General features: G+C 61.5%; 3 rRNA genes. All 3 read right to left on the bottom strand.

What is annotated here, in order from left to right:
- Positions 1-11: 11 nt before the first annotated feature.
- Positions 12-128: ribosomal RNA gene (gene rrf, locus CHB98_RS20835) — 5S ribosomal RNA — on the bottom strand.
- A 140-nt stretch (positions 129-268) separates the two neighbouring features.
- Positions 269-3,413: ribosomal RNA gene (locus CHB98_RS20830) — 23S ribosomal RNA — on the bottom strand.
- A gap of 584 nt (positions 3,414-3,997) precedes the next feature.
- A 16S ribosomal RNA gene (locus CHB98_RS20825) occupies positions 3,998-5,516 on the bottom strand.
- Together the 16S, 23S and 5S rRNA genes form the textbook arrangement of a ribosomal RNA operon.
- Between the last annotated feature and the right edge of the window lie 127 nt (positions 5,517-5,643).

Genomic DNA, 5,643 nt, shown 5'->3' with positions numbered 1-5,643 from the left:
CGGGAATGGTCGTCCGGCGGCGTCCTACTCTCCCACCCCGTCTCCGGGGCAGTACCATCGGCGCTGAGAGGCTTAGCTTCCGGGTTCGGAATGGGTCCGGGCGTTTCCCTCTCGCCATGGCCGCCGTAACACGGTGAACGATCGACCCGGCCCCGCCCCCGGGATCGGGGGTGGGGGGTCGTGCGTTCAGAACCGCACAGTGGACGCGTGACTTCTTCGTGTTCCGGCCTGCACCACGGGCCCCGCTGTTGGGGAGTGGTGTGGTCGTGTGGTCAAGCCCTCGGCCTGTTAGTACCGGTCAGCTCCACACCTCGCGGTGCTCCCACTTCCGGCCTATCAACCCGCTGGTCTGAGCGGGGGCCTTACCCCATTGACTGGGTGAGAGACCTCATCTTGAAGCGAGCTTCCCGCTTAGATGCTTTCAGCGGTTATCCCTGCCGAACGTAGCCAACCAGCCGTGCACCTGGCGGTACAACTGGCACACCAGAGGTTCGTCCGTCCCGGTCCTCTCGTACTAGGGACAGCTCTTCGCAAGTCTCTTACGCGCGCGGCGGATAGGGACCGAACTGTCTCACGACGTTCTAAACCCAGCTCGCGTACCGCTTTAATGGGCGAACAGCCCAACCCTTGGGACCTACTCCAGCCCCAGGATGCGACGAGCCGACATCGAGGTGCCAAACCATCCCGTCGATATGGACTCTTGGGGAAGATCAGCCTGTTATCCCCGGGGTACCTTTTATCCGTTGAGCGACACCGCTTCCACCTGCCGGTGCCGGGTCACTAGTCCCAGCTTTCGCTCCTGCTCGACCCGTCGGTCTCACAGTCAAGCTCCCTTGTGCACTTGCACTCGACACCTGATTGCCAACCAGGCTGAGGGAACCTTTGGGCGCCTCCGTTACCCTTTGGGAGGCAACCGCCCCAGTTAAACTACCCACCTGACACTGTTCCTGATCCGGATCACGGACCCAGGTTAGACATCCAATTCGACCAGAGTGGTATTTCAACGGCGACTCCACCGGCACTGGCGTGCCGGCTTCCCAGTCTCCCACCTATCCTACACAAGCCGAACCGAACACCAATATCAAGCTGTAGTGAAGGTCCCGGGGTCTTTCCGTCCTGCCGCGCGTAACGAGCATCTTTACTCGTAGTGCAATTTCGCCGAGCCTGTGGTTGAGACAGCTGAGAAGTCGTTACGCCATTCGTGCAGGTCGGAACTTACCCGACAAGGAATTTCGCTACCTTAGGATGGTTATAGTTACCACCGCCGTTTACTGGCGCTTGAGTTCTGAGCTTCGCACACGCGATGCGTGCACTGACCCGTCCCCTTAACGTTCCAGCACCGGGCAGGCGTCAGTCCGTATACATCGTCTTACGACTTCGCACGGACCTGTGTTTTTAGTAAACAGTCGCTTCTCACTGGTCTCTGCGACCCCCTCCCGCTGCCCCGCGCGAGGCGGCTGACGGGCGAGGGCCCCCCTTCTCCCGAAGTTACGGGGGCATTTTGCCGAGTTCCTTAACCACAGTTCGCTCGATCGCCTCGGTATTCTCTACCTGACCACCTGAGTTGGTTTGGGGTACGGGCCGCTCGGAACTCGCTAGAGGCTTTTCTCGGCAGCATAGGATCATCCCATTCACCGCAACCGGCTATGCGTCAGGCCTCACCCTGCATGTTCCGCGGATTTGCCTACGGAACGGGCCACACCCTTGCACCGGTACCACCACTCACCGGCGGGACTACCTTCCTGCGTCACCCCATCGCTTGCCTACTACCACTCCGGGTCCCACGCTCCCCGGCGGCGCTCCGAAGAGCCCCGACGGTTCGGGTGGTCAGCATCGGCGGGTTCAGCATGGGCGTTCCTTCGCGGGTACGGGAATATCAACCCGTTGTCCATCGACTACGCCTGTCGGCCTCGCCTTAGGTCCCGACTCACCCTGGGCGGATTAGCCTGGCCCAGGAACCCTTGGTCTTCCGGCGGGGGAGGTTCTCACTCCCCTCTCGCTACTCATGCCTGCATTCTCACTCGCGTGGCGTCCACGGCTGGATCACTCCGCCGCTTCCCCCGCCACACGACGCTCCCCTACCCACCCCACCACCTGGCCGACAGACACGCAGTCTGCCGGCGGGCTTCCGGTGGAGTGCCACGGCTTCGGCGGTGTGCTTGAGCCCCGCTACATTGTCGGCGCGGAACCACTTGACCAGTGAGCTATTACGCACTCTTTCAAGGGTGGCTGCTTCTAAGCCAACCTCCTGGTTGTCTCTGCGATCCCACATCCTTTTCCACTTAGCACACGCTTAGGGGCCTTAGCCGATGATCTGGGCTGTTTCCCTCTCGACTACGAACCTTATCGCCCGCAGTCTCACTGCCACGCTCTCACTTACCGGCATTCGGAGTTTGGTTGACGTCAGTAACCTTGTGGGGCCCATCGGCCATCCAGTGCTCTACCTCCGGCAAGAAACACGCGACGCTGCACCTAAATGCATTTCGGGGAGAACCAGCTATCACCGAGTTTGATTGGCCTTTCACCCCTACCCACAGCTCATCCCCCAGGTTTTCAACCCTGGTGGGTTCGGTCCTCCACGCGGTCTTACCCGCGCTTCAACCTGGCCATGGGTAGATCACTCGGCTTCGGGTCTAGAGCACGCGACTCAATTTGGGCGCCCTGTTCGGACTCGCTTTCGCTACGGCTACCCCCCACGGGTTAACCTCGCCACGCACCGCTAACTCGCAGGCTCATTCTTCAAAAGGCACGCAATCACCGCCCACCCACGAAGGATGGCTTCACGGCTCTCACGGCTTGTAGGCACACGGTTTCAGGTACTGTTTCACTCCCCTCCCGGGGTACTTTTCACCTTTCCCTCACGGTACTCGTCCGCTATCGGTCACCAGGGAGTATTCAGGCTTAGCGGGTGGTCCCGCCAGATTCACACCGAATTCCACGGGCTCGGTGCTACTCGGGAACACGTCACAGGGAGGCACGGCGTTTTCGCATACGGGGCTCTCACCCTCTACGGCGACCCCTTCCAGAGGCCTTCTGCTAACGACCGCACTTTCTCACTCCCTCACGTACCGGCAGATACGCACGGACGGTCCCACGACCCCGCTCCCACAACCCCTGCCGGGTATCACATGGAAACGGTTTAGCCTCATCCGCTTTCGCTCGCCACTACTCACGGAATCACGGTTGTTTTCTTCTCCTGTGGGTACTGAGATGTTTCACTTCCCCACGTTCCCTCCACACGCCCTATGTGTTCAGGCGCGGGTCACACCACATGACTGGTGCGGGGTTCCCCCATTCGGACATCCTCGGATCAACGCTCGGTTGGCAGCTCCCCGAGGCTTATCGCAGCCTCCTACGTCCTTCATCGGCTCCTGGTGCCCAGGCATCCACCGTGTGCCCTCAACAACTTGGCCACACAAACCACAACACACCCCACACCCACCCACCGGCACCGCGCCCGACACACCCGAAGATGCGCCGCACACGAACCGGCCGATGACGCGCGGGGCACCTACAAACCAGATAAAGATGCTCGCGTCCACTGTGCAGTTCTCAACGAACGACCGGCCACCACCCGACCCGCCCCCGCCAGACCCCACCCCACCCGGAGTGCCCGCAACCAACACGAACACACCGGACCGGCAGGCGGTACGAGGACCCGGACGGCCCCGACACGAGGACCACCGACCCCACCCCCGACGACCACCCACGCACACGCGCAGGCGACCCGTCCGGGACGGGAGTCCGCTCCCTCAGGACCCAACAGCGTGCCTACGACCACCCACCCGCACCCGACCCCGCTCCACACCCACCCCCGGACAGGGGGGCGGGTCGTACTGGGGGCCGGCCACAGCCGGCGACCGAACTGGTCAGCGTTCCACCCTCGAGCACCACCCCGGACACGCGGCCCGGCACCCCTGACGGGCACCGGATCCAGACCCGGGCGCGGCTCTGCACCCACCCACCCCGCAGGGCCGGCAGGCGAGATGCTCCTTAGAAAGGAGGTGATCCAGCCGCACCTTCCGGTACGGCTACCTTGTTACGACTTCGTCCCAATCGCCGATCCCGCCTTCGACGGCTCCCTCCACAAGGGTTGGGCCACCGGCTTCGGGCGTTACCGACTTTCGTGACGTGACGGGCGGTGTGTACAAGGCCCGGGAACGTATTCACCGCAGCGTTGCTGATCTGCGATTACTAGCGACTCCAACTTCATGGGGTCGAGTTGCAGACCCCAATCCGAACTGAGACCGGCTTTTTGGGATTCGCTCCACCTCGCGGTATCGCAGCCCTTTGTACCGGCCATTGTAGCATGTTTGCAGCCCTAGACATAAGGGGCATGATGATTTGACGTCATCCCCACCTTCCTCCGAGTTGACCCCGGCAGTCTCCCATGAGTCCCCACCATCACGTGCTGGCAACATGGAACGAGGGTTGCGCTCGTTGCGGGACTTAACCCAACATCTCACGACACGAGCTGACGACAACCATGCACCACCTGTGCACGGCCCTTACGGACCCCGCATCTCTGCGAGATTTCCGTGCATGTCAAGCCTAGGTAAGGTTCTTCGCGTTGCATCGAATTAAGCAACATGCTCCGCCGCTTGTGCGGGCCCCCGTCAATTCCTTTGAGTTTTAGCCTTGCGGCCGTACTCCCCAGGCGGGGCGCTTAATGCGTTAGCTGCGGCACGGAGACCGTGGAATGGCCCCCACACCTAGCGCCCAACGTTTACGGCGTGGACTACCAGGGTATCTAATCCTGTTCGCTCCCCACGCTTTCGCTCCTCAGCGTCAGTTGCTGCCCAGAGACCCGCCTTCGCCACCGGTGTTCCTCCTGATATCTGCGCATTTCACCGCTACACCAGGAATTCCAGTCTCCCCTGCAACACTCGAGTCTGCCCGTATCGACTGCAGGCCCGGAGTTGAGCTCCGGGTTTTCACAGCCGACGCGACAGACCGCCTACGAGCTCTTTACGCCCAATAATTCCGGACAACGCTTGCACCCTACGTATTACCGCGGCTGCTGGCACGTAGTTGGCCGGTGCTTCTTCTGCAGGTACCGTCACTTGCGCTTCGTCCCTGCTGAAAGAGGTTTACAACCCGAAGGCCGTCATCCCCCACGCGGCGTCGCTGCGTCAGGCTTCCGCCCATTGCGCAATATTCCCCACTGCTGCCTCCCGTAGGAGTCTGGGCCGTGTCTCAGTCCCAGTGTGGCCGGTCACCCTCTCAGGCCGGCTACCCGTCGTCGCCTTGGTAGGCCACTACCCCACCAACAAGCTGATAGGCCGCGGGCCCATCCCCAGCCGGAAACCCTTTCCACCACCAGACCATGCGGCCAGCGGTCACATCCGGTATTAGCCCCAATTTCTTGGAGTTATCCCAGAGCCGGGGGCAGGTTACCCACGTGTTACTCACCCGTTCGCCACTGATCACCCACCGAAGCAGGATCACCGTTCGACTTGCATGTGTTAAGCACGCCGCCAGCGTTCGTCCTGAGCCAGGATCAAACTCTCCGTAGATGTTCGACACCCCGGCCGAGAACCGAGAACTGGACGCTCTCGATCAATCAACCAAAGGAACCCACAAAGGGGTCAAATACTTGGCACTGACTTTCGGCACGCTGTTGAGTTCTCAAAGAGCGGACGC

Source organism: Geodermatophilus pulveris, assembly GCF_900188375.1.
GTDB lineage: Bacteria > Actinomycetota > Actinomycetes > Mycobacteriales > Geodermatophilaceae > Geodermatophilus > Geodermatophilus pulveris.
Note: the sequence above shows the minus strand (reverse complement) of the source record. Positions and strands in the feature narration are given on the sequence as shown.